Annotated in this window: 22 protein-coding genes; 12 read left to right on the top strand and 10 right to left on the bottom strand. The window is 72.6% G+C overall.

The window, feature by feature from the left end:
* Positions 1-73 precede the first annotated feature (73 nt).
* Together ABIA38_RS06895 and ABIA38_RS06890 are read right to left on the bottom strand one after the other, a co-directional pair.
* Positions 74-3,217, bottom strand: coding sequence for a hypothetical protein (locus tag ABIA38_RS06895; RefSeq protein ID WP_424637547.1), 3,144 nt, complete (start codon positions 3,215-3,217; stop codon positions 74-76).
* A 148-nt stretch (positions 3,218-3,365) separates the two neighbouring features.
* Entirely contained in the window at positions 3,366-4,970 is a 1,605-nt protein-coding gene (locus ABIA38_RS06890; protein ID WP_424637546.1) for a helix-turn-helix domain-containing protein, read from the bottom strand.
* A gap of 207 nt (positions 4,971-5,177) precedes the next feature.
* Here ABIA38_RS06890 and ABIA38_RS06885 point away from each other — a divergent pair, with 207 nt between their 5' ends.
* Positions 5,178-5,894, top strand: a complete 717-nt coding sequence (locus ABIA38_RS06885; protein WP_424637545.1) for a hypothetical protein — start codon at positions 5,178-5,180, stop codon at positions 5,892-5,894.
* Positions 5,895-6,005: 111 nt separating this feature from the next.
* A complete protein-coding gene (locus ABIA38_RS06880; protein WP_424637544.1) occupies positions 6,006-6,248 on the top strand; it encodes a hypothetical protein in 243 nt (80 codons plus the stop codon).
* 59 nt (positions 6,249-6,307) lie between these two features.
* Here the strand turns inward: ABIA38_RS06880 and ABIA38_RS06875 are convergent, their stop codons facing one another.
* Both ABIA38_RS06875 and ABIA38_RS06870 read right to left on the bottom strand, forming a co-directional pair.
* Positions 6,308-7,024 carry a hypothetical protein gene (locus ABIA38_RS06875; protein ID WP_424637543.1) on the bottom strand — a complete coding sequence of 239 codons (717 nt, stop codon included), beginning with the start codon at positions 7,022-7,024 and terminating at the stop codon, positions 6,308-6,310.
* Positions 7,021-7,347, bottom strand: coding sequence for a PadR family transcriptional regulator (locus tag ABIA38_RS06870; RefSeq protein ID WP_424637542.1), 327 nt, complete (start codon positions 7,345-7,347; stop codon positions 7,021-7,023). The genes ABIA38_RS06875 and ABIA38_RS06870 overlap by 4 nt, the downstream gene beginning before the upstream one ends.
* Before the next feature lie 155 nt (positions 7,348-7,502).
* On the opposite strand from ABIA38_RS06870, the gene ABIA38_RS06865 reads away from it, so the two are divergent.
* Entirely contained in the window at positions 7,503-9,656 is a 2,154-nt protein-coding gene (locus tag ABIA38_RS06865; RefSeq protein ID WP_424637541.1) for an MMPL family transporter, read from the top strand.
* Positions 9,657-9,918: 262 nt separating this feature from the next.
* Positions 9,919-10,497, top strand: a complete 579-nt coding sequence (locus ABIA38_RS06860) for a hypothetical protein (RefSeq protein ID WP_424637540.1) — start codon at positions 9,919-9,921, stop codon at positions 10,495-10,497.
* An 18-nt stretch (positions 10,498-10,515) separates the two neighbouring features.
* On the opposite strand, the gene ABIA38_RS06855 is transcribed toward ABIA38_RS06860, so the two are convergent.
* Complete coding sequence (locus tag ABIA38_RS06855; RefSeq protein WP_424637539.1) at positions 10,516-10,926, bottom strand: STAS domain-containing protein; 411 nt, start codon at positions 10,924-10,926, stop codon at positions 10,516-10,518.
* Positions 10,927-11,254: 328 nt separating this feature from the next.
* Between ABIA38_RS06855 and ABIA38_RS06850 the strand changes: the two genes are divergently transcribed.
* Entirely contained in the window at positions 11,255-11,668 is a 414-nt protein-coding gene (locus ABIA38_RS06850; protein ID WP_424637538.1) for an ArsR/SmtB family transcription factor, read from the top strand.
* 29 nt (positions 11,669-11,697) lie between these two features.
* Here the strand turns inward: ABIA38_RS06850 and ABIA38_RS06845 are convergent, their stop codons facing one another.
* Entirely contained in the window at positions 11,698-12,531 is an 834-nt protein-coding gene (locus ABIA38_RS06845; RefSeq protein WP_424637537.1) for a helix-turn-helix transcriptional regulator, read from the bottom strand.
* Between the two features lie 102 nt (positions 12,532-12,633).
* Here ABIA38_RS06845 and ABIA38_RS06840 point away from each other — a divergent pair, with 102 nt between their 5' ends.
* Positions 12,634-13,350, top strand: a complete 717-nt coding sequence (locus tag ABIA38_RS06840; protein WP_424637536.1) for an SDR family NAD(P)-dependent oxidoreductase — start codon at positions 12,634-12,636, stop codon at positions 13,348-13,350.
* A gap of 66 nt (positions 13,351-13,416) precedes the next feature.
* Here the strand turns inward: ABIA38_RS06840 and ABIA38_RS06835 are convergent, their stop codons facing one another.
* A complete protein-coding gene (locus tag ABIA38_RS06835; RefSeq protein WP_424637535.1) occupies positions 13,417-14,430 on the bottom strand; it encodes a Gfo/Idh/MocA family protein in 1,014 nt (337 codons plus the stop codon).
* Positions 14,431-14,568: 138 nt separating this feature from the next.
* Here ABIA38_RS06835 and ABIA38_RS06830 point away from each other — a divergent pair, with 138 nt between their 5' ends.
* Positions 14,569-15,129, top strand: a complete 561-nt coding sequence (locus ABIA38_RS06830; RefSeq protein WP_424637534.1) for a hypothetical protein — start codon at positions 14,569-14,571, stop codon at positions 15,127-15,129.
* A gap of 879 nt (positions 15,130-16,008) precedes the next feature.
* Positions 16,009-16,212, top strand: a complete 204-nt coding sequence (locus ABIA38_RS06825) for a hypothetical protein (RefSeq protein ID WP_424637533.1) — start codon at positions 16,009-16,011, stop codon at positions 16,210-16,212.
* A 38-nt stretch (positions 16,213-16,250) separates the two neighbouring features.
* Here ABIA38_RS06825 and ABIA38_RS06820 read toward each other — a convergent pair whose 3' ends face one another.
* The gene (locus ABIA38_RS06820; protein WP_424637532.1) at positions 16,251-17,090 is read right to left on the bottom strand and encodes a helix-turn-helix transcriptional regulator; all 840 of its coding nucleotides are present in this window, start codon (positions 17,088-17,090) and stop codon (positions 16,251-16,253) included.
* A gap of 100 nt (positions 17,091-17,190) precedes the next feature.
* Between ABIA38_RS06820 and ABIA38_RS06815 the strand changes: the two genes are divergently transcribed.
* Together ABIA38_RS06815 and ABIA38_RS06810 are read left to right on the top strand one after the other, a co-directional pair.
* On the top strand, positions 17,191-18,078 hold the full coding sequence (locus ABIA38_RS06815; RefSeq protein ID WP_424637531.1) for an SDR family oxidoreductase: 888 nt from the start codon (positions 17,191-17,193) through the stop codon (positions 18,076-18,078).
* Between the two features lie 112 nt (positions 18,079-18,190).
* Positions 18,191-19,012 (top strand): hypothetical protein, encoded by an 822-nt coding sequence (locus ABIA38_RS06810; RefSeq protein WP_424637530.1) that lies wholly within the window; start codon positions 18,191-18,193, stop codon positions 19,010-19,012.
* Here the strand turns inward: ABIA38_RS06810 and ABIA38_RS06805 are convergent.
* Positions 18,953-20,392, bottom strand: coding sequence for an MFS transporter (locus tag ABIA38_RS06805; RefSeq protein ID WP_424637529.1), 1,440 nt, complete (start codon positions 20,390-20,392; stop codon positions 18,953-18,955). The two genes, ABIA38_RS06810 and ABIA38_RS06805, sit on opposite strands and share 60 nt — an antisense overlap.
* Before the next feature lie 109 nt (positions 20,393-20,501).
* On the opposite strand from ABIA38_RS06805, the gene ABIA38_RS06800 reads away from it, so the two are divergent.
* On the top strand, positions 20,502-21,152 hold the full coding sequence (locus tag ABIA38_RS06800; RefSeq protein WP_424637528.1) for an N-acetyltransferase family protein: 651 nt from the start codon (positions 20,502-20,504) through the stop codon (positions 21,150-21,152).
* Between the two features lie 44 nt (positions 21,153-21,196).
* Here the strand turns inward: ABIA38_RS06800 and ABIA38_RS06795 are convergent, their stop codons facing one another.
* Positions 21,197-21,532 (bottom strand): cupin domain-containing protein, encoded by a 336-nt coding sequence (locus ABIA38_RS06795; RefSeq protein ID WP_424637527.1) that lies wholly within the window; start codon positions 21,530-21,532, stop codon positions 21,197-21,199.
* A 72-nt stretch (positions 21,533-21,604) separates the two neighbouring features.
* On the opposite strand from ABIA38_RS06795, the gene ABIA38_RS06790 reads away from it, so the two are divergent.
* Positions 21,605-22,540 (top strand): GlxA family transcriptional regulator, encoded by a 936-nt coding sequence (locus ABIA38_RS06790; RefSeq protein ID WP_424637526.1) that lies wholly within the window; start codon positions 21,605-21,607, stop codon positions 22,538-22,540.
* Positions 22,541-22,556 lie beyond the last annotated feature (16 nt).

The raw sequence follows: 22,556 nt of genomic DNA, 5'->3' as shown, positions 1-22,556 counted from the left end.
AGACGACCCCGAGGCCGGGGTCGACACCGGTACCGGCATCGACCCCGACCTCAGGAAACCGAAGCGACTCGGCTCAGGACGCGGAGGTCACGCTGACGTCGATCGTCGACGGCGTCGAGCGATCCGTCGGCGGCTTGATCCAGATCTTGTACTGGCCGGTCGCGGGCAGTGACCGGCCGCTGAAGAAGGACACCGGGCCCGATTGCACGAGGACGTCCGTCGAGGTGAGGTAGCGGCCCGAGGTGTCGTCCAGTTCGAGATTGCTGAGGTAGGGCGCCTGGCCGGTCACATTGATCGTCTGGCCCGCCGTGCCGGAGAACCGGACGACGCCCTGGCGGCCGCCGGGCGGCAGGGTCAGCGAGACCCCCGGACCGCCCACCGAGGTGTCCACGATGTCGACGCTGCCGTACAGCTGCACGGTGGTGGTCTGGTCGTCGCCGAACTGCGGGTCGATTTCCAGTGCGTAGGTGCCGGCGGCCGGCAACCGGCGCGGGTCGATCACCGTGGTCCGGGTCGAGTACCACTCGGTCCCGGAGGTCACCTCCTGACCGTTCGGGTCCACCAGCCGCCAGTGCCGGTACAGATTGCCTTGGCCCGCCGCGTAGAACAGCTGGTTCGCGCCGGCCTCGAAGGTGACCCGGGTGATCTGGCCCCACTTGGGCCCGGTCAGGGTGACCGCGTCGCCGTCGAGCGTGGCGGGGACCGTGGGGATGTCGCCGAGCACGCGGAACTCCGAGGTGTTCGGCTGGGCCGGGGAGAGTCGGGTCCGGACGGTGTAGGTGCCCGCCGTCGCCAGGGTCATCCGGTTGAGCAGCGCCACCCGCGCCGACGAGGTCTGGGTATCCGAGCGCAGCGACTTGCCCGCCGGGTCGAAGAGTTCGTAGTAGGTCACGCCGGGGGCGCTGCCCGCGAAGTAGACGTTCTGGCCCGCGGTCGCGGTGAAGGTGGTCTTCACCTGTTGCCCCCACTTCTGGGTGGTCGGCGCTACCTGGTCGCCGTCGATGCTCGCCTGGACGGTGGGGACTTCGGAGAGCACGCGTACCGTGGCGGCCGTGGTGGCGGAGTTCCAGCGCGGCATCACCTCGACGTAGTACCGGCCGCCGTTGGGCGAGGTGAACTCGCTGCCGCCGAACATGTGCCGGCGGGCGGCGGATTCGGCGAGGTCGCTGCGCAGTACGTTGCCGTTCGGGGCGCGCAGGTACACCGTCGCGTACTCGGGGACCGAGCCGGCCAGGTAGAAGGTTTGGCCGGGGGTGGTGTCGAAGGCGAACCAGTTGTGTTGCGCGTTGTACAGCGGGGTCGCCGTGCCGGGGTCGCCGTCGATGTTGAGCGAGGTGTTCGGGTCCGGGAGGAGGCCGGCGTTCCACTTGACCGGCAACACGTTCTGTTCGGCATCGCGCGGTTCGGCGATCAGGTCGACGCGGGTCACCACGAGGGTGACCACGGTGGCCGGGTCGTCGATGCGGACCGTACCGTCGCCCTTGGCGTCGAGGTAGTCGAGTTGACCGATCGTCGGGTAGGTGGTGCTGCCGCCGACCCCGGTGCGCCGCCAACTCAGCAGCCGGTAGGTCAGGTTCGGGTTGGGGTCGACGTGGACCTTGAGCACGCCCCGGTCGTCCGGCGCGGGGAGCAGGCCCTGCGGGACGAGGTCGGCGTAGAACGCGCCGCCCGGGCGCAGGTCCGCGGACTGGGCGTTGGTGGAGGTGGGTTTGTCGCCGTGCCAGCCCAGTTCCCAGGACTGGTGGGCGGGCCGGGCGGGAGCGTAGGCGTCGCCGGCGGTGGGGAAGCCGGTGGATGCCTGGAGCAGGTCGCGCCACAGGCTCGACGCCTGCGGCTCGGTGTAGCCGGGCAGTTGCACGTAGTTGCCCGGGCCGGGCGCGTACACGGTGGCCGGGGTGTCCAGGCGGTAGTTGGCCACCGCGAAGTCGGTGAGCAGTCCGGACACATCGGCCTTGGCGTCGCCGAGGGTCTTGAGAATGGCGGACATCGCCGTTCCGTCGCCGGCGCCGTAGTTTTCCCACGTGCGCCGGACGAACGCGGAGTCGACCCGTTCGGTCAGGTACTCCGCGAACGGGTTGGCCGCGTATTGCCGCGACTTGGCCAGGCCGTCCCACGCGTTGACGGCGCGTCCCGGGGCGCCGAAGAACAGGTCGTTGTTGCGGGCGTGGAAGGCGTCCTCGCCCGGCTCACCGTAGTAGGTGGGGACGAGCTGGTAGCTCTTGCGGGTGGCCCACTCGGCGGTCGCCTCCATCCACCAGTTCGTCGCGCCGACGTTCCACAGGAGCTGCGAGTTGGGGATGTAGTGGTACTGGAACGCGTGGAAGATCTCGTGCCGCGGCAGATAGTTGTACTGCGTCTTCGGCGTCGCCCGGCCGGTGGAGAGGTCGGAGGGCAGCATCACCACCGCGCTGCCCTTGCCCTCCCCGATGTTGTCGAACGGCCAGGTGAGCGCGGTGTTGTTGACCTCGGCGGGCTTGGCGCCCACCCAGATCGGCAGCGGGTCGGGCAGGGTGATCTGGTATCCGAGCTTGTCCCGGTAGGCGGTGAAGGCGGCCTCGGCGCCCTGGACGAGTTGCAGGATGCCGTCGGGGGTGTTCGAGGTGCGGGTGAACAGGCCCGGTACGGCACGGTTCTGGTGGGTTCCGTCGGTTGCGATGTTGTAGTAGATCCGGACGTTGGCGGTGCGGTAGCGGCAACTGTACGACTCGAGGAGGAACTTGACGTCGAGACCGCATTCGTTCTGCGGGTCGGTGGGGAGGGTGGCCGCGGCTTTTCCGGCCGGTGCGGCCTGCGCGGCCGGCTTGGCCGGTGCGGACTTCCGCTCGCCGCGGAACACGTCGGCGACCCAGCTGCGCGTGGCGGGGTCGGCCTTGGCCACCTTGGTGTCCAGGAACGCCTGGTAGCCGACCGAGAGTTCGCCCAACGGCTGCTCGGCGCGCCACTGGGTGGGCAGGTTCGGGTCGCCGATCAACCATTGCACGCCGTAGCGCACGAGTTGGTCGTCGGTGAGGCGGTGGGCCCGCCACGCGGCGACGATCTTGTCCGAGGCGCCGAAGTCCGGATCGGTCTTCGGGGCGACGGGCTTGGTGGGTGTGGTCGCGGCGGCGGGGGTGTGCCCCGGTGGTCCGCCTCCCGGTGCCGAGCGGGCGGCGGACGCGGTCGGTGCGGTCGCGGTGAGCAGGGTCAGCGCGATGAGCGCCGTGGCGAAGCGTTTCACTGATGCTCCTGATCCGAGGGGGCCGATGAGCACGGCCGGTCGGATTCTGACATCGGAAAACGCCTCCGCAGGGCCCTCGGCCTGCGGTTTTGTTTGCCGGCGGGGTTTCCCGGGGGACACCGGTCGAAGGGAAACCGGTGGGAGTGGATCACTGTGCGGAACGCAACTGGCGAGGGGTCGGGCCGGCGGGGGATACTGCTCGCCCCTCGGTGATCCGCAGCGCCAACCACAGGTCGCGGCGCGGCTGTCGGCCGCCCAGGACGTCGATGCCCAGCCGGGTGGACAGGCGGGCGAGACGTTTGCGCAGTGCGGGTACGGAGATGCCCAGCGCGTCGGCGGTCGGGCCGGTCCGGGTGTCGTGCGCGAGCCACGCGCGCAGCGTCGTCGCCTCGGTCGTGCCCGGCGGGTCCAGGACGCCGTGCAGTGTCTCGGCGGCCCACGCGCCGGCCGCGGCGCTCGCGTAGAGGCAGTCCAGGTCGGCGTCCGCGGGTGCTCCGGCGGCGGCTCGCGCGGCGGGCCCGAACCCCTCGGGGGTGTGGGTGTCCGGCGGCGTCGGGGCGCAGGAGTCGGCGCTTCGACCGCGCGGCGGCGGTCCGCCGTACGGCTCCAGTGCGTCGAAGCCCAACGCCAGCGATGCCACCGCCTGTCCGCCGATCGTGCTGAGGTCCACGTCGAGCAGTTCGGCGATCAGGCGCAGTCGGGCGGTGAGCGTATTGCGGTGCAGATACAGCCGTTGCGGCGACTCGCGGTCGTAGGCGAGCCAGACGCGCAGTGTCACCACGAGGTCGTCGCCGGAGGGGTCCTGGGCGCGGGCGGGCCGGTGTGCCGTCAGGGGGCGCAGGAACTCCCGGGCCCACGGGCGGCCGGCCGCGCCGACGGTTCGGGCCAGGCCCGCGTCCGGGGCCGACACCGCCCAGCGGTACGCGGATTGCCGGGCCATCGGGAGCGCGGCGGCCAGTACCCGCTCGTACCCGAATGCGATGTGCCGCAGTGGCAACGGCGAACTGGCCCCCACCACGCAGCGCGGGTCCAGCGCGGCGAGCGTCGCGGACAGGGTCTCGGCGCATCCGGTCGGCGCCACGACCAGGACATGGCGCGCGGATTCGGTACAGCGGGCCACCCACAGCGGCTCATCGTGTACGTCCGCGCCGGCCACGGCGATCCGGTCGCGTTCGGCGGGGTCCACGTCCACGACGAACACCCGGGCGGGTTCCGGGAGTTGTTCGCCCAATCGGTCGGCGACCCGCTGGGCGGCGGCGATCTGTCCGGACAACACGAGGGTGACGACGCCTTCGCGCAGCCCGAACGCGGACTCGACGAGCCTGACCCGCGCGGCGTCGTGCTCCTCCCGGCCGTAGGAGATCGCCACCAACCAGGCCACGTCCGCCAGAAAGCGGGCGAGATGGTCGGGCAGCGGCGCGCGGCCGACGGCGGCCAGCACCAGATCGTCGCGCGCGAGCGGCACGAGCAGCCACGACGCCGAACCGACGGCGCACACCCCCGACCGGCCGGCCGCGAACACCTCGGATGCGGGTGCGGCCGGAACGGGCCCGCCCCCGGCCGCGCGCAGCACCCGCCCGGTGCGATCGAAGAGCAACACCCGGCGGCCCGTGCGCTCTTCGAGCAGGCCCAACACCTGCGCGGTGCCGGCCCGCCCACTCCCGACCAGCCGATGCACCTCGACCAGGTCCGCCGCCGGATCCGGATCCGGACCCCTACCCGCACCCTTGCCCGCAACCTGCGCCAATGCCATGTCGGCCCCCGAACGTTCCGGTGATGTTCCGCCCGAGATCGCATCCTGCCGTACGGAAGTGCGGCGCCGCAGCGGGGTGTTCGAGGGTCGGGCGGATCGTTGCGCGGGGTGCTTTCCCCTCGGCAAGGAGGTGTTGTCGGGCCGGCCGGATGGTTACGCTGCCAAGTGGCCAAGGCGTGAACGCCGTCCGTGAAAGGAACGCCCGCCATGTCCGTACGTGACCGGTTGACGGCGCCGCATGTCTGCGACGCCGTCGACGATCGAATCGATCTGGACCGCCACGGGCGACGCGACGTGACCGTGGCGATCCTGGCTCCGGCCGCGGTGTGTGATCCGGGGGACGGGGTGATCGTGACCTGGACCCCGTGTACGCCGACGCTGGTCGGCACCTTCGAGGTCGGGGTGTGTGTGGTCGGCGTCGGCACGGTGCATGTCGCGTTGCCGCACGCCAAGGTGTGCTGGAGTGCGGGGGCGGCTGCGCGGGTGACGTATCGGGTGGTCAAGCCCGACGGCCGCACGCTGGCGGCGCCGACCGGTGCGGTGGTGCGCTGTGTGAGCGAATACCCGCCGCTGCTGGACTTCGCGGATGTCACCGAGGCGTCCAACGGGCACATCCGCCTCGACCGGCTGGACGAGCGCGGTGCCACGGTCACCGTCCCGTACGCGGACGTGCCGGTCGACAGCGGGGACACCGTCGTGGTCACCTGGACCCCGCGTCCGCCCGGCATCGAGCCGTTCGAGACCCGATTCACCGTCGAGCAGGCGCACGTCGACGGCACGGTGCACATCCCGCTGGACCGCGTCCGCGCCTGTGAGGGCAGCGGCGCGGAGGTGCACTATCGGCTGATCAAACGTGGTGGTATCGGCCAGGCGGTGTCCGGCCGCAGTGTCTTCGACATAGACCCGGTGCCGGCCCGCTGCTGACCCCGGTCCGGTTCACCCACCCGGCGGCACACCCGCGACCACGAGCATGCGCGACCGGCCGGCGGCGGCTTATCTGGTGTGGGCGAACCACCTCACCGGATGGAATCGAACATGCGCACGAAGAACGCCGGCCGACCGCCGATCACCCACGGGGCCCCGACGCGCCGCCGAACCGGCCGCTCGGCCGGCGACGGCCGACTGCGGCCGGAGATGTCCTGCCCACGCTGTCTGGGCACCGGCGACCGCTGCCGGCACTCGATCGGCGACCTGTCCGACGGCATCGTCACCGGCTCGGGGATCGGTACCGGTACCGGTACCCGCGGTTCGCGGCCGCCCGGACTGCCGTGTTCGTAGCCGCGCGACCGTGACCGGGTGCCCCCGGCGGCCATCGGGCCGCCGGGGGCACCCGTGCGTCACCGGGCGGCGTGGGGCTGTGGGTCGGTGCGGCCGGCGGGCGGGGTGTTCGGGTGTGGTGTCGTGGTGCGCAGGCGGCGTCGGTGGGCGGTCAAGTGCCAGGCCAGGGCCGCGTTCAGGAGGATTGCCGGGATGATCAGCGGCCAGGCCAGGGAGTGTGGCGCGGTGACGCCCCGGTTGACGACCATGGCGGGCAGCGTGATCAGGACCAGGAGGGTGCCGGATACCGCGGCGCCGGCCGCTCGGGTGGGTGGTGTCGCGCCGGGGGCCACCGCGCGCACGCCGGTGCCGGCGCGCAGGCCGGAGACGGCCGCGGCGGTGGCGTGGACGGTGCCGAGGGTGAGCAGGATCAGGCCCAGGTTCACCAGGGGTGGGCGGTGGCCCCAGGGGCCGGCCGGGCCGGCCAGCATGGCCAGGGACCAGACGGCGGCCAGGATCGGCAGGGTGGCGGCGGCGGTCGCGGTCAGCTGCCGGGTGTCGCGCTCGTGGCCGGCCGCGTTGTGCGCTCGGGCGACGACGCTCGCGCAGCCCCATTCGGCGACGGCCCGGCGTGCCGCCTCGGTCGGGTCGGCGCCGGCGGCCCGGTGCGCGTCGGTGGCTTCGAGGAGGCCGTCGTGGGCCTCGTCGAGGATCGCCCGGCGGCGCGAGCGCGGGCCGACCAGGGCGGCGGCCAGCGTGTCGAGGTAGTCGTCGAGTACGGCGTGCGGGGTGCTCATGCCGGTGCCACCCCCAGGACGCCGGACACGACCGTGGTGAACTCCCGCCAGGACGTGCGCTGTTCGGCCAGGGCCCGGCGGCCGGTGCGGGTCAGCTGGTAACTGCGCCGGCGCCGGCCGCCGTGCACCGACCAGCGGCCGGCGATCAGGCCGGCCGTCTCCAGGCGGTGCAGCGCCGGGTAGACGGTGCCGGTGGGCAGCGCGATGCGGCCGCCGCTGCGGGACTTGAGTTCCTCGACGATCGCGTAGCCGTGCTGCTCGCCGGTTTCCAGGACGGCCAGCAGCATGCCTTCGAGATGCCCTTTGAGCACTTCGGCCTTCATAGGTAGCCAGGCTACATCGAGGAGCCGGCCGGACCGTCCCGAGGGGGGTTCCGGCGCGCCTCGCCTATGTGTAGCGAGGCTATGCATAGACTGGCCGCCTGCCATGCATAGCGTGGCTACCTATTCGGAAGGTGGGACGGAACATCGTGGAAGCGATGACGCGTTGGGTCCTCGGACACCGACTTCTGGTCGGCCTGGTGTGGTTGCTCCTCGCCGCGGCGGGCGTGGCCACGGTCGGCGGCACCATCGATCGGCTCAGCCAGGGCTCGGAGTTGCCCGGCCGACCGGGCCAGCAGGCCAACGACCTGATCGTCGAGCGCTTCGGCGGCACCGGCGGACGCAACGCGCCGCTGCTGGTCGAGCTGACCGTGCCGGCCGGCCGGCGGGCCGACGCGCCGGACGTCCAGGGGCAGTTCGACGCCGTCGTCCGGCGTGCCACCCCGCCCGGCGGGCGCCACGCCTCGTTCGCCGGCACCGGCGACCGGGCGCTGATCTCCGCCGACGGGCGCACCACCGTGGCGCTGATCTACCCGCCCGGCCACGACGGGCCCAACGCGTACGGCCCCGCGCTGTCCCGGGTCCGTGCGGCGGTCGCCGGGGCCGAGGTGGCCGGCGCGCCCGTCCGGGTCACCGGCAAGCCACTGCTCACCGGCCGGGACAGCGGCGGCGCGCGCAGCCCGGTCGCCGAGACGCTGCTCGGCGCGGCGGGCGCGATCGTCGTCCTCGGCCTGACCTTCGCCAGCGGCCTGGCGCTGGTCCCGCTGCTGATCGCCGGGGTCGCGATCCCGACCACCTTCCTCCTGGTCGGCGGGCTGACCCGGGTCACCGACGTGTCGTTCATCGTGCAGTTCCTGGTCGCGCTGATCGGTCTGGGGATCGCGATCGACTACGCGCTGCTCGTGGTGACCCGCTGGCGGGAGGAGCGGGCCGGCGGCGACGAGCGTGATCCGGCGGAACGGGTCGAGGCGATCGTGCGCGCCGCGACCACGGCCGGGCGGGCGGTGTTGCTCAGCGGGGCGACCGTGGCGTTGTCCCTGGCCGCGCTGGTGGTGTTGCCGGTGCCGTTCCTGCGCAGCGTCGGCTATGCCGGATTGTTGATGCCGCTGGTCAGCGTCGCGGTTGCGCTGACCCTGCTGCCGGTGTTGTTGCACGCGTGGGGCGCCCGCCTGGACGTGCCGCGGCGCAGCCCGCGCCCGGACAGCCGGCTGTGGACCCGGATCGCGCGGGCCACCACCCGCCGCCCGCTCGTGGCCGCCCTGGTCAGCGGCGCGCTGCTGCTTGCGCTGGCCGCGCCCGCGCTGACCATGCGGGTCGGGCAACCCCAGGTCGCCGCGCTCGGCCGGGGCGGCGAGCCGGCCACGGTGCTCGCCGCGCTCACGGACGCCGGTTTCGGGGCGGGTCTGGCCCAGCCGATCGAGGTGGCCACCACCGGCGATCCGGCCGCGCTGGTCCGGACGTTGGCGGCCGAGCCGGGCGTGGCGGGTGTGCTCGCGCCCGACGCGTGGACGAGCGGCGGGCTGCGGATCGTGGACGTGTGGACGACGGCGGACCCGGCCGACGACGCGGGCCGCGATGCGGTCGCCGGCGTGCTGGCCGCCGCGCGGGCCACCCCCGGGGCGCACGCGGGCGGCGGCCCGGCGCAGGACCGCGACTTCGCGGACGCGGTCTACGGGTCGCTGCCCGCCGTACTCGCGGTGATCGCGCTGTTGACCTTCCTGGTCCTGGCCCGGTCGTTGCGCTCGATCTGGCTGCCGGTCAAGGCACTCGTGCTCAACACGGTGTCGGTGGCCGCCGCCTACGGGGCGATCGTGCTGATCTGGCAGGAGGGTTACGGCAGCGAGTTGTTGTTCGACACGCCGGCCACGGGTGCGATCACGGTGTGGGTGCCGATGGCGGTGTTCGCGTTCTTGTTCGGATTGTCCATGGACTACGAGGTGTTCATCCTGGCCCGGATCCGCGAGGCGCATCTGGACTTGGCCGGGCGGGGTATTCGGGACACCACCGAGGAGTCCGTGGTGGTCGGCATCGGCCGCACCGGGCGGCTGGTCACCTCCGCCGCGTTGATCCTGTTCCTGGCCTTCGTGGCACTGTCCACGGTGCCGGTCACCGACGTGCGGATCCTGGCCACGGCGCTCGCGGTCGGCATCCTGGTCGACGCGACGATCGTACGCGGGGTGCTGGCCCCGGCGCTGGTCACGCTGTTGCGCGGGGCGAACTGGTGGTTCCCGCCGGTGGTGGCCCGGCTGCTGCGGGTGCGCCCGCCGGTCGCGGCGCGGACCGAGGAGGTCCGGGTGGACACGCTCGCCTGACGGTCCGGGGGATCGGTCCGGGCGGGCCCGGGAGAGTCCGGGAGGGTACGGCGGACTGCCCGTGTGGGTAAGCGGTTTCGGGGAGTTCGCGGTCCCGGTCGTCGGGGCGGGCGAGTGCCGGTTAGCGTGAGGTGTGTCCGCCGTCGACGCCGTCGACGACCACGACGGGAGACCACGCCGTGAGTACGCACTTCCGCGCAGCCGACGCACCCGCCGAGACCTCGGATCCGATCCGGGGCGCCGTGCTCGACGGGCCGCCGCGATGACCGAGCGCTCCGGCGGCCCGATGATCAGTCGGGAGCAGGCGGTCGCGTGCCTGCGCGTGTTGGGCGTGGACATCCCCGATCCCGCCGACGATCCGGACCCGATGCCGCGACCGATGGTGCTCGGCCTGCTCCTGTTCATGGTGGAGGCCGCGGTGATCGGCGACGTGGACCGGCTCGACCAGGAGGTGTTGCGCAGCGGCTATCAGGCCGGGGCGCGCGCGGCGGCGGCCTCGGCGGTGCGGACCGAGGGCGCGGACGGGCGGCACGCGGTCACGTTCGTGTGGACCAGGGCGATCGAGGAACGGCTGCGGCGGACCGCGTTGGACCTCGCCGACACGGCGGTACCGACCCAGGAGGGCGTCTGGGGCGCCGCGCCCGCCATCGCGCACGGCCTGGACGCGGTCCTGGCGCTGCTCGCCTCGACCAGCCCGCCCGATCCCGCCTCGCTGGACCAGGCCGAGGTGGTCCGCCTGGTCCGGGAGAGTCTGCGGGCGGCGGACACCCAGCTGCGGGCGGCCCGGGCGCAACTCGAGAAGGGTCGCGAGGCGATCCGCGAACTCGGCTACGAGGCCTGAGGGTTGCCGTCGGCCGGGTCAATCGGCGGACACCGCCTTGCCGTTGACGTGCGGGCCCGGGAACGCGGGGGCCCGGTGCGGGAGTACGTCGTCGGCGCGCAGGGCGTCCGCCACGGTGCGGAACGGCGGCAGGATGCGATGCATGCCGACCAGGCGCAACACCCGGGTCACCAGCGGGCGGTCGGAGACGATCCGCAGGCGCATGTCGAGCCGCCGGCACTGGTCGTGCAGATTGGCGAGCAACGACAGGCCGGTGGGCAGGACGTACGGGATCGGTCCCAGGTCCACGACGCAGGCGTGGGAGGTCGCCTGATGGGTGCGAATGATCGTGAGCAGTTCCGTGCGGACCTGCTCGACGTTCGCGATGTCCACGATCACGTGGAGGCTCACCACGACCTGACCGCGGTCGAGATGGTGGGGAAGCTTCATGTCGTTTCCACTTTGGCCCATACGAACAAGGCTCCGGTCCCTGGGGAGGGGCGAGACGGCAGGGATGAGTTCACCACAGGGCATGGGTCCTCCGCGAGAGAGACTCCCATTTTGGGAAATGACAATCGGGAGCCAATTGCCGGTCGGAGGCCGCGGAACGACGGGAATGGTCCGAAAAGTTGCCGCAAAGTGTCCGGTCCGTGCCGTGGTGCGGGTCGCGGGCCGGGCCGGGCGGCGATGCGCACGACGGGTGGCGGCGGGTGGCGGGGACGTCCACCGCACAGGAAAGAATGAATATGTCTTCATTTGTCGTCGGTAGGATGTACCCATGGGCCACGGAGTCGAGCACGAGAACGCCGCCACCCCCCGCGAGCGCCTGGACGCGGCGGGGGCCACCGACGTCGCCGCGACCCTCCAGGCCCTGGCCACGCCTTCGCGGCTGTACATCCTGGCCCGGCTGCGCGAAGGCCCGTGCCCGGCGGGCGAACTGGCCGAGGCCGTCGGCATGGAGCAGTCCGCGTGCTCACACCAGTTGCGGCTGCTGCGCAATCTGGGCCTGGTGACGGGGGAGCGCCGGGGGCGGTCGATCGTGTACGCGCTCTACGACCACCACGTGGCCGAGCTGCTCGACCAGGCCCTGTATCACGTCGAGCACCTGCGCCTGGGCCTGCGCGACGAGGCGCCCGAGGTCGAGGCACCGGCCGTGGCAACGGTCACGGCAACGGCGAGCGCGCGGCGGTAGGCGCCGGCGCGCGACCGGAAGGCCGTCGGCTATTCGACCAGGGTCTGGGTGCCGAGCACGGCCAGCAGGGCCAGGCGTTCGGCGTCCTCGGTGTCCGGTTCGGCGGTGTAGACCACGATGCGCAGATCGTTCCCGGCGACGCGGAGGATGTCGCAGTCCAGGGTCAGCGGGCCGACCTGCGGGTGGTCGACGGTCTTGCGCGACGCCTCGTGCCGGCCGACCACTCCGGAGTCCCACAGTTCGGCGAACCGGGCGCTGTTCGCGCGCAGTTCCGCGATCAGGCGGCGCAGTCGACGGTCGGCCGGATAGCGGCGTACCGTCTCCCGCAGACCCGCGACCTGGGCGGCCTCGTGGGCGCTCAGGGACTGCGGGGTGTGGCGTACGCGGTGGTTGCCGGTGCCGAGGAAGGTGCGCCACACCGCGTTGCGTTCGTTGCCCTGGAAGTGCCCCATCAGCGCCGTGTACAGCGGATTGGCGACAAGCAGCGTGTAGCTCGCGTCGGAGACCGCGACCGGGGTCGCGGTGAGCCGGTCCAGCAGGCGCTGCACGCTCGGGGTGAGGTGGGCGGGCACCGTACCGCGTCCAGGTGGCACCAAGCCCGCGATGTGGAACAGGTGTTCGCGTTCGGCGGCGGAGACCCGCAGGGCGCGGCCGAGGGCCTCGACGACCTGTTCCGACGGGTTGGCGGCGCGGCCCTGTTCGAGGCGGGTGACGTAGTCGACCGAGATCCCGGCCAGCAGGGCGAGTTCCTCCCGGCGCAGCCCCGCCGCGCGCCGATGCCCGGCGGCGCTCAGCCCGGCCGCCTCCGGGGAGACCCGGTCGCGCCACTGCCGTACCGTCCGCCCGAACTCCGTGCTCGCCATCCCACCACTGTGCCACTGCCGGGCCCGGGACTTCCTGGTACCGACAGTCCCAGGAAGATCGGGGCGATGGTCGACCGGTGGGCCGCGGCGCATCGTGGAGACATGACGACAACGACGACAACACTGATCACCGGAGCCAACAAGGGTCTCGGCTACGAGACCGCCCGCCGCCTGGTCGCCGCGGGCCACACCGTCTTCATCGGCAGCCGCGACGCGGAACGGGGCCGCCGGGCCGCCGCGGAACTGGGCGCGCGGACGGTCCGGCTGGACGTCACCGACGACGCGTCGGTGCGCGACGCCGCACAGGCCGTCGCGGCCGCCGGCGGGCTGGACGTACTGATCAACAACGCCGGGATCGCGGACCGCGCGGCGGGCAACGCGGAGGTCGGGGCCGCGGAGGTCACCGCCGACTCGGTGCGCACGACGTTCGAGACGAACGTCTTCGGCGTGGTGCGGGTCACCCGCGCGTTCCTCCCGCTGCTGGCCCGCTCGGCCGCCCCCGTCGTGGTCAACGTCAGCAGCGGGCTGGCCTCGCTGAACCGGGTGAGCGCACCGGGCACCCCGACGTACGCCTATCCGGGGGTGGCCTACCCGGCGTCGAAGGCTGCGGTCAACATGCTCACCGTGCAGTACGCCAAGGCGTTCCCGAACATGCGGATCAACGCCGTCGAGCCCGGCTTCACCAAGACCGACCTGAACGGGAACACCGGCGTCCAGACCGTCGAGGAGGGCGCCGAGATCATCGTCCGGATGGCCCGGCTCGGCCCCGATGGCCCGACCGGGGGCTATTTCGACGCCGAGGGCCCGCTGCCCTGGTAGTCGGGGTCGGGGCCGGGCCGGGGCCGGGGCCTGGGCCGGCCGTCGGCGTCGAACCGGCGCCGGCGTTCACCCGGCCGTCGGGAAACGGACCCCGATCCGTTCGCGGATCGTGTCCAGCGTGCGCATCACCGCCAGCGTCCCGTCCAGCGGCACCAGCGGGGATTCGCGCTCGCCCGCCCGCAGGCAGCGCATCACCTCCTGGGCCTCGTGCCGCATCGTGCCGCGCTCCGGGTCGGTGGTGACCTCGGCGAGCAACACGGTCCGCGGCTCCTCGCCCGGCCGGTGCACGACGAAGCGGTCCGGGTAGAAGAAGCCGTCGGCGAACTCGATCCGGCCGGCCGTCCCGGTGATCGTCGCGGGTGCGTCGGTGTCGGCGACGAACGTGCAGTCGAGCGTGGCCACCGCGCCGTGGTGCCAACCCAGCACGATGCCGGTGTTGTCGTCCACCCCCTCGGGCGTCAGATGCGCCCAGGCCCGGATCTCGTCCGGCTCGCCGAGCAACAACTGGGCGAACGCGACCGGGTAGACGCCCAGATCGAGCAGCGCGCCCCCGCCCTGAGCGGGGTCGCGCAGCCGGTGCTCCGGCGGGAACTCCCCGGCGAAACCGAAGGACGCCGACACGCTGCGCACCTCGCCGATGACGCCGTCCGCGATCAGCGCGCGCAGCCGGCGCACCAGCGGATGGCAGTACGTCCACATCCCCTCCATCAGGAACAGCCCACGCTCCCGGGCCAGTTCCACCAGCTCGAGGGCCTCGCGCGCATCGAGGGTGAACGCCTTCTCGCACAACACCGCCCGGCCCGCCGCCAGACACAGTCCGGCCGCCGCCCGATGCGCCGAGTGTGGGGTGGCCACGTAGACCACATCGACCTCGTCGTCCGCCGCCAGCTCGGCCCAACTGCCGTACGCCCGGGGGATGTCGTAGCGCTCGGCGAACGCCTTCGCGCGGTCCGGGTCGCGCGAGCCGACCGCGACGACCTCGGCGTCCGGCAGCGTCTGCAGCGCTTCGGTGAAGGTGGCGGCAATGCCGCCGGTCGCCAGGATTCCCCAGCGGATGGTGCGCGTGGCGTCAGTGCTCATGGCCTTGCCTCACAACGTGGTTCCCGGGGGCGGTTGCGCGATCGCCGCCAGGATAGAGCGAATCGGCGACCCTGCTTCGGCGGGGCGGGCGGGTCGGTGCGCCCGATGGACTGTCAGAATCCGCGGGTGGAACGGAACATGTATCAGAGACTGGTGATCCGGCTCGTGGAACTGGGCCTGATCACCACGGATCGGGCTGAGGCAGCGCTGACCGAACTCGCCGATTGGGGCGCCCCCGACCGGGCGCCGCGCGACGTCGACCTGCTGGGCGCGCTCCGGGTGTGCGGCGTGGCGGTGCCCGTGCACGGCGACGACGTCGACTTCGCGGAGGCCGGCTATCGGTGGGTCCTGGAGGAGGCGGCTGCGCTGTCCGGGGGAGCGGTCACGGTCACCGACGTCGAACTGGTCCCGGCCGAGGACGAGGACGAGGAGCGGGAACTGCGCTTCCGGGTCAACGGGGTTCCGGCGCACTGGCGGATCGAGTTGGCATCCGACGACTACCTGGACCTGGGCGCGGTATGGGAGGGCATCGAGGACCTCGAACCCGGCGGCGACGACCGCCGAGTGTTCCACCCGGCCCGACCGGACAACCTCTACGACGACGTGTACATCCTGGCCACCCCCGAACAGGCACTGGCCCTCCGCGACGAGTTCGGCATGGGCATCCGGGTCCGGGGACTGGCAGATCCCGGAGACTGACCGAAGCCGGAGCTGGACACGGGCCGTCGCGGGGGCGGCCGGGTGCGTGACGGGCTTCGGCCTGCGGCGGCACGGGTGCGTGAGCCTGCGGCTTGTGGTGGCCCGCATGCGCGGTGAGCCTGCGGCTCGCGGCGGCCGGAGACGTGCCGAGCCTTCGGTCTGTGGTGGGCCGGCTGCGTGGCGGGCCTTCGATCTCCCGTCGCTTGGGTGCGCGCCGAACTTCCGGACTGCGGCGGCCCGGCGCGTGCCGACTCCTGGTCGTGTGCACGGTTGGGTGCGCCCGCCGCCCGGGCGCGCCTGCCGCCGGGCTGTGTCCGGCCGCCCGTGTGCGCCCTGTTGCCCGTGCGCGCTCCGTCGCCTGTGTGCGCTCCGTCGCCCGTGTGCGCCCGGCGTGCGGTCGGGGCATGGTGAGGGGCCCGGTCGTGGCCGGGGGCGTCGATGGTGCGTCCCGCCGCTCGGGTGCAGCGACACGTTTGGTCGAGCGCGCGTTCGAGGCGCCCGGATCGGCTCCACGCCTTGGCGATACGTCCGTGCGCTCTGTCGGGGGCCGGCCCGCCGCACAACCATGAGCGAACGCTCCTGCGAGCGGCCCCGACCGGATGACCGGACCGGATGACCAGGAGGCATTGCGATGACCCCCGAACCCGTCGGAAAGGACCCCGTCGCGCCCCACGCGGCGCGGGAGAAACCCACCCCGCCCCCGATCCCGCAACAACCCCCACGCACCCCGAAACCACCCGCTCCCGCCGCCGAACCCCCCGACCGGGAACCGGCATTCACCCCCGCCGGCCGACCGTGACCCGGTTCCTCCGGCCACCCTTCGCCGCACGCCGACCTCGACCACCCGCCGAGGCACGGGACGAACGAAAGAACGCGTGTATGGACATCGGTACGAAAGTCAAAGCGGTCAGGGAACTCGGCGGAGGGCTGAACCAGGCCGTTCCGGAAGGCGCCCGGGGCGTCGTCGTCGGCCGACAGTTCGACGGCCGGCTCGAAGTGGCTTTCACCCTCCCCGGATTGCTCGGCGGTACCCGATCCGTCACGGTTCCGGTGGCCGCCGCCGACGTGGCTGCGGAGAAGTGAGCCCGGAAACCGCCCCGCGCGTCGGGTGATCGGCGGCACTATCGCCGATCCCGATCCTCCCGAGGCGTCGTTGCCAGACTGCCGAGCAGGCGTAGCGCCTGCTCGGTGGCCGAACCCGGATCCGCCTGGTACACCACCAACTGTTGGCCGGGGGCACTGTTCACGGTCAACGACTCGTAGGCCAGCACCAGTTCGCCCACCTTCGGGTGGTGGAGACGTTTGGCCTCCGCACTCTTCCCGCGTACCTCGTGCCGCGCCCACAGCCGGGCGAAGTCCTGGCTGCGCAGCGACAGTTCGCCGACCAGCGCGGCGAGCGCCGGATCCCCCGGGTCGTCGCCGGCGCAGGAACGCAGCGAGGCGACGGTGTTGCGGGCCGCCTGCTCCCAGTCGGGGTAGAACGTGCGCCCGGCCGGGTCGAGGAAGATCAGCCTGAGCAGATTGCGCTCGGGGCCCTCGAACAGCGCGGCGCCCAGGGTGTTCGCGGCCAGGATGTCCAGATAGCGGCCGAGCACGATGGCCGGCTGCCGATCCCAGGTCTGCATCATCCGGACCAGCTGCGCGCCCACCTGCTCGGGCCGTCGGGCGCGGGACCGCTTGCGCACCGGCGGGCGGGCCAGGCGGCGCAGGTGCTCCGCCGCGTCGTCGCCCAGACGCAGCGCATGGGCGAGCGAGTCGAGTACCTGTTCGGACGGGCCGCGCTCGCGACCCTGTTCCAGGCGTACGTAGTAGTCGGTGCTGACCCCAGCCAGCATCGCCACCTCCTCCCGGCGCAGGCCGGGCGTACGACGGCGACCGGCGTACACGATGCCCGCCGTGGCCACGTCGACCGCCTCGCGGCGGGCCCGCAGGAACGTACCGAGCGCATTGTCCCTTTCCATGGCCCGACGGTACGACGCGCGGCGGCACGTAGGGAGGGTGGGTCGCACCCAGGTGAACGACGTCCTGGTCGGCCCGGAGCGCCGCGACCAATCTGGGGCCATGACACACAACAACAACGACAACAACAACAACGACAACAACAACAACGACAACAACAACGACGACAACGACGACAACAACAGCAGTAGCGGCAACAACGAAGCACACCGTGACCTTTCGGTCACCGCCCGTCCGTTGCACGGTCGGGTTGCGGTCGTCACCGGGGCCGGCAGTGGGATCGGCGCCGCGACGGCGCGGGCTCTGGCCGCCGCCGGGGCCGACGTTGCCGTACTGGGCCGGCGGGCCGACCGGCTGGCGGCGCTTGCCGAGGAGTGCGCCAGCGACGTGGGTGGTGGAGTGGTCCTGCCGGTGCCCGCCGACGTCTGCGACCGCGCGGAACTGCGCCGCGCCGCCGATCGTATTCGGGCCCGGTTCGGGCCGGTCGACCTGGTGGTGGCCTCGGCCGGGGTGATGCTCGGCGGCGCGTTCGAGAGCGCGGAGACCGCCGAGTGGGACCGGATGGTCGACGTCAACCTCAACGGACTCCTGGACACCGGTCGGGTGTTCGCCGACGATCTGCTGGCTGCCGCCGCGGCCGGGCGGCCGGCCGACCTGGTGCACATCGGCTCGCTCGGTGGGCAGCGGCCGTTCCCGGGGTGGTCGGTGTACTGCGCCACGAAGGCCGCCGTGGCCCACCTCAGTCGCGGGTTGCGGGCCGAATTCGGGCCGCGCGGCGTCCGGGTCAAGAACGTCGAACCGGGCGTCACGCTCACCGAGTTGGGCGACGACATGCAGGATGCGGCCAGCCGCGAGGCGCTCGGCGCGATGCGGGCCGCGCTGACCCCGATGTCCGCCGAGGACGTCGGCGCGGTCATCGCGTACGCCGTCGCCGCCCCCGCGCACGTCAACCTGGCGGAACTCCTGCTGGTCCCCACCGCCCAGGGGTGACCCCGTCGGAGGGGTGAGGACCCGGACCGCCCGCCCCGACCCGAGTCGAGGGCGGTCCGGGCCTCCGGGCCTACACTGCGAGGCTTGCAGGTCGGAACGACGGAGGACGGGTATGGACCTCGACATCCACGGGTTGATGTCCCTGTCGGCCCACGCGCGCCACCGGCTGCTCGCCGACCGATTGCACGCCCGTCGGCTCTGGGCGTACGAGGACATCTTCGCGGCGGCCTTCGCCGAGGCCGTCGGCCTGGTGTACGTACGTCGCGAACAGCACCTCGACGCGCGGCGATTCGTCGAACTCACCTTTATCGACCTGATCACCAGGCCGGGCGATCTGGTCGCGCTGTGTCGGCGCATCCCCGACCGAGAGCTGCGGCTGGTGGTGGTCGAGGAGTACGTCCGCCATCCGCTGGTCGCGCACGACATCCTGGCCGCCATGGGTGCGTCGGGCGAGGTGTATCGGGAACTGCCGCGCGGTGGCTGGACCGAGGTGCCGATGCACCTGTACGCGTCCACCCGGCTTGCCGCCGCCGAGCCGGGCCGGCGGTTCGACCTCCACGAACTGGTGCCGTTCGGTACGGTGCATGATCGCTCGGCCGCCCGCTCGGTGTTGCGGTCCGCGCTCGAGGGGGACCAACTCACCGACGAGGCGCGGGCGTTCGTCCTGGCGCCCGGTGGCGCCGAGATACCCGAACCGACCCTGTGCGAGGGCGAACGGGTCCGGGTGGTGCTCAACGAGCATAATCGGACCGCGCATTGCGGAACGATCCGAGCCAAGGTCTGGCATTACCGGGACCGGTGCTGGTACTTCTTCCTGCGCACCGATTCCGGGCGCAAGGTGGCCAAACGCTACGCCGCAACCGACCTGGTGCGCTCAGGTGTTGCGGGCCCGGGTGGCGAGCAGGGTGATCAGCAGGCAGGGAGCGAAGAGTAGGGCGAAGGCGGTGGCGTAGCCGGCCGCGTCGGTGCTGCCGGCGGTCAGGCAGGCGTTGAGGATCGCCGAGACCAGGCCCAACACCGTGATCTGGCCCAGGTTTTGGCTGGTCTGCATCGCACTGCTCGCGTGGCCCTGGCGGCCGGTGGGGCTGTGCGAGAGGGAGAGTACGGTCAACGACGGGGCGATCAGGCCCATGCCGATGGCGGCCAGCGGAATCACCGAGCAGGCGACGAACGCGGGTACGGCGGGGAACGTACCGGCAATCGCGGTGGCGACCGCCGCCACCATCACCAGGGCGCCGGTTATCACCAGGCGATGGCGCGGGTAGTGCTCCAACAGCCGACCCTGTACCCACGACGAGGCCGCCCACGCCACTGCGCCACCGGTGAACGCCAGGCCGATGGCCACCGGTGCGACGCCGCGGTCGGTGACCAGGAACAGCGGGACGAGTGCCTCCAGGGCGAAGAACGTCCCCGAACCGAACCCGCTGAGGAGTACGGTCACCGGCAGGCCGCGCGCGGCGCGCCAGATGCCTCGGGGCAGCAGGCGCGGGGCGAACAACACGAGCAGGGCGAGTCCGCCGAGCACGAACGCGGCGTGGCGGCTGTCCCAGCCGGAGGCGCCGTACTGCCCCAACGCCGCACCGAGGCTGACCGCCGCCGCGACGAGCAGGGCGGGGCGGGGCGGTTGCTCCGCGGCCGGCTCGGCGGACGCGGACGCGGACGCGGGCTCGACCGGCCGGGCGCGTCCGCGCAGCACCGTCGCCACGGCCAGCGCGGGCAGTATCGTGAGCGCGGCCAGGCCGAAGTACACCACGCGCCAGGACCACACTTCGGTCACCAGGCCCGCCAGCGGCGGACCCACCAGCGACGGGACCACCCAGCACGCGCTCATCAACGCCAACGCGCGCGGGCGCAACCGGTCCGGATACGCCTGCCCGATGGCCGTGTTGATCGAGACCGCGACCATGCCGCCGGCCACACCGTCGAGCAGGCGGCTTGCGATCAGTTGCCAGATCGAGGTGCTCGTTCCCGACCCGAGCAGGGTGACCACGGCCAGCAACATCCCGACCGCCAGCGGACGCTGCGCGCCGGACCGGTCCGCCCAGTGCCCACCCAGCACCCCGCCCAGGAGGCTCGCGGCCACGAACGACCCGGCCACGAGCGGGAACAGCGATACCCCGTCCAGGGCCCGCGCGGCCGTCGGCAAGGTGGGTACGACGGCGAGGGCGGTGAGCCCGGTCAGGAACATCACCGCGGCGAAGGACGCGGTGGCGGCGGCGTAGGCCCCGGAGAACAGCCCGTCGGCGGCGCTCGGCGGCCGGTCGGCGGCAGGCTCCGCGACAGAGCATGCGGCGGCCTGTTGATCATTGGTCACGATCGGCCAACGTATGCGCCGGGCGACGCCGAGGGCCACTCCTTTTCGGGCCGGTGAGAGCGGGTGGCCGGGGGTCGGGCGGCGGCGGCCACCGGCAAGAATGTTCGACATGCAACCGAAGATCGAACTGCTCTGGCCGACCACCGCCGACCCGCACCTGCGGGCCGGCGTACACCGCGTCCTGCACGACGTCGCCGCACTCGGCGGCGCGATCGGTTACCTGACTCCGCCCACCGAGGCGCAGACCGACGTGTGGTTGGACGAGGTCCTCGACGGTGTCCGGGCGGGCCACATGGCGCTGGTGGTCGCCCTGGTCGACGGCGACGTCCGGGCGACCGCGCTGTGGCGACGCAACCTCCATCCGGTATTCGCGCACTCCGCCGACGTGGAGAAGGTGATGGCCCACCCGACCACCCGCGGCCTGGGCCTCGGCCGGCTGGTCACGGCGGCGCTGATCGACAGCGCCCGGGCGCACGGGATCGAGACCTTGTCCCTGGGGGTGCGCGGCAACAACCACGGCGCGATCGAGCTGTACGAACGACTCGGCTTCGTCGAGTGGGGCCGCAGGCGCAACGCCATCGAGGTCGGCCACGAACGTTACGACGACGTCCGGATGACCCTCGAACTGGACCGCGCCCCGGAGGTCGTCCTACGCGGCTCGGCGCCGGACGGACCGGGTTCGTCGCCACGCCGGGCGCGGGTCGGCCCGGCCGTCGGCGAACCGCGCCGGGTGCCGGAACTCGGCGACGCCGTCACCTGATCCGGTCCGATCCGAGGTCACCCGGTTCGACCCGAGGGACCGGGTCAGCCCTCCGGGTAGAAGAGGAACAGCGTGCAGCCGGTGGTGGTCGCGGGTACGTGCCACGACCCGGCCGGGGCGTGCAGGAACGTGCCCGCCGGGTAGTCGCGCGCGCCGTCGTTGAAGGTGCCCGCGACCACGTAGACCTCCTCCGGGCCGGGCTCGTGCACGTCGCGACGCGGCCAGCAGGTACCGGGGTCCATCTCCAAGACGTTGGCGTGCGCGCCGGACGGTCCCCGCCACAGCGGACGCTGCCGGATTCCGGGGAAGAGTTCGCGGACCGGGGAATCGGCGACGGAGACGGAGGTGTAGCCCTCTTGGGCGAGGATCTCGGGGTGCATGCCCGCCACGATGCCGTGCCCGGGACGCGGCGCGGCAGAGTCCGCGTGGACACGGTGGGGTACTTTCCTGCCATGCATCGTGTGGTGGCCCTGGTGCGGCCGGTGCAGTCGACGTTCGAACTCGGCTGCGCCGTCGAGGTCTTCGGCACGCCGCGGTCCGGGGTGCCGCAGCACTACGAGTTCGGGGTGTGTACCGAGACGCCGGGCCCGGTGCCGACCTCGGCCGGTTACCCGATGTTCGTCGCGCAGGACCTGTCGGCGCTCGAGTCCGCGGACACCGTGATCGTCCCGGGCTGGTTGCCGGTGGAGGCGCCGCTGTCCGATCGGGTGCGCGGCGCGTTGCTCGCGGCGCACGCGCGTGGGGTGCGGCTGGTCACGATCTGTTCCGGGGTGTTCGCCCTCGCTCGCACCGGGTTGTTGGACGGCCGCTCGGCCACCGCGCATCCGGCTCGGGCCGAGCAGTTGCGCCGGGAGTTCCCCCGGGTGCGGGTGGAGCCGGACCGGCTCTACGTGGACCACGGCGACGTGGCCACCAGCGCCGGCGCCGGTGCGGGCATCGACCTGTGCCTGCACCTGGTCCGCCGCGACCACGGCGCCGCGTATGCCGCTCTCTTGGCGCGGGACATGGTGATGACGCCGCACCGCGAGGGTGGTCGGGCACGGTACGGGCCGACCCCGCGGCCCGAAGACGCGCTCGACGGCCTGCTCGACTGGGCCGGCGCACGCCTCGGGACCCCGTTGTCGGTGCGCGACCTGGCCGCGCACGCCGGCGTCTCGCCGCGCACGTTGGCCCGGCGCTTCGCCGACCGGCTCGGCACCAGCCCCGGCGCATGGTTGCTCTCTTGCCGGGTGAACGCGGCACGCACCCTGCTCGAGGAGACGGACCTGCCGGTCGAGGCGATCGCGACCCGCGTCGGCCTGACCTCCGCGGTCAACCTGCGTCGGCGCTTCCGGGCCCGGGTGGGCACGACCCCGGGCGCCTATCGGCGGGCGTTCCGGGGGTTGTGACGCATCGTCGGGCGCA

Origin of the sequence: Embleya sp. AB8, from assembly GCF_049739465.1 — a bacterium.
Taxonomy (GTDB): Bacteria; Actinomycetota; Actinomycetes; order Streptomycetales; family Streptomycetaceae; genus Embleya.
This window is presented reverse-complemented; position numbering and strand designations above follow the sequence as displayed.

Bases quoted from the DNA above. Each gene is read 5' to 3' on its own strand.
- ABIA38_RS06890 (WP_424637546.1), bottom strand. From the start codon at position 4,970: ATGGCATTGGCGCAGGTTGCGGGCAAGGGTGCGGGTAGGGGTCCGGAT.
- ABIA38_RS06885 (WP_424637545.1), top strand. From the start codon at position 5,178: ATGTCCGTACGTGACCGGTTGACGGCGCCGCATGTCTGCGACGCCGTC.
- ABIA38_RS06880 (WP_424637544.1), top strand. From the start codon at position 6,006: ATGCGCACGAAGAACGCCGGCCGACCGCCGATCACCCACGGGGCCCCG.
- ABIA38_RS06875 (WP_424637543.1), bottom strand. From the start codon at position 7,024: ATGAGCACCCCGCACGCCGTACTCGACGACTACCTCGACACGCTGGCC.
- ABIA38_RS06870 (WP_424637542.1), bottom strand. From the start codon at position 7,347: ATGAAGGCCGAAGTGCTCAAAGGGCATCTCGAAGGCATGCTGCTGGCC.
- ABIA38_RS06865 (WP_424637541.1), top strand. From the start codon at position 7,503: ATGACGCGTTGGGTCCTCGGACACCGACTTCTGGTCGGCCTGGTGTGG.
- ABIA38_RS06860 (WP_424637540.1), top strand. From the start codon at position 9,919: ATGACCGAGCGCTCCGGCGGCCCGATGATCAGTCGGGAGCAGGCGGTC.
- ABIA38_RS06855 (WP_424637539.1), bottom strand. From the start codon at position 10,926: ATGAAGCTTCCCCACCATCTCGACCGCGGTCAGGTCGTGGTGAGCCTC.
- ABIA38_RS06850 (WP_424637538.1), top strand. From the start codon at position 11,255: ATGGGCCACGGAGTCGAGCACGAGAACGCCGCCACCCCCCGCGAGCGC.
- ABIA38_RS06845 (WP_424637537.1), bottom strand. From the start codon at position 12,531: ATGGCGAGCACGGAGTTCGGGCGGACGGTACGGCAGTGGCGCGACCGG.
- ABIA38_RS06840 (WP_424637536.1), top strand. From the start codon at position 12,634: ATGACGACAACGACGACAACACTGATCACCGGAGCCAACAAGGGTCTC.
- ABIA38_RS06835 (WP_424637535.1), bottom strand. From the start codon at position 14,430: ATGAGCACTGACGCCACGCGCACCATCCGCTGGGGAATCCTGGCGACC.
- ABIA38_RS06830 (WP_424637534.1), top strand. From the start codon at position 14,569: ATGTATCAGAGACTGGTGATCCGGCTCGTGGAACTGGGCCTGATCACC.
- ABIA38_RS06825 (WP_424637533.1), top strand. From the start codon at position 16,009: ATGGACATCGGTACGAAAGTCAAAGCGGTCAGGGAACTCGGCGGAGGG.
- ABIA38_RS06820 (WP_424637532.1), bottom strand. From the start codon at position 17,090: ATGGAAAGGGACAATGCGCTCGGTACGTTCCTGCGGGCCCGCCGCGAG.
- ABIA38_RS06815 (WP_424637531.1), top strand. From the start codon at position 17,191: ATGACACACAACAACAACGACAACAACAACAACGACAACAACAACAAC.
- ABIA38_RS06810 (WP_424637530.1), top strand. From the start codon at position 18,191: ATGGACCTCGACATCCACGGGTTGATGTCCCTGTCGGCCCACGCGCGC.
- ABIA38_RS06800 (WP_424637528.1), top strand. From the start codon at position 20,502: ATGCAACCGAAGATCGAACTGCTCTGGCCGACCACCGCCGACCCGCAC.
- ABIA38_RS06795 (WP_424637527.1), bottom strand. From the start codon at position 21,532: ATGCACCCCGAGATCCTCGCCCAAGAGGGCTACACCTCCGTCTCCGTC.
- ABIA38_RS06790 (WP_424637526.1), top strand. From the start codon at position 21,605: ATGCATCGTGTGGTGGCCCTGGTGCGGCCGGTGCAGTCGACGTTCGAA.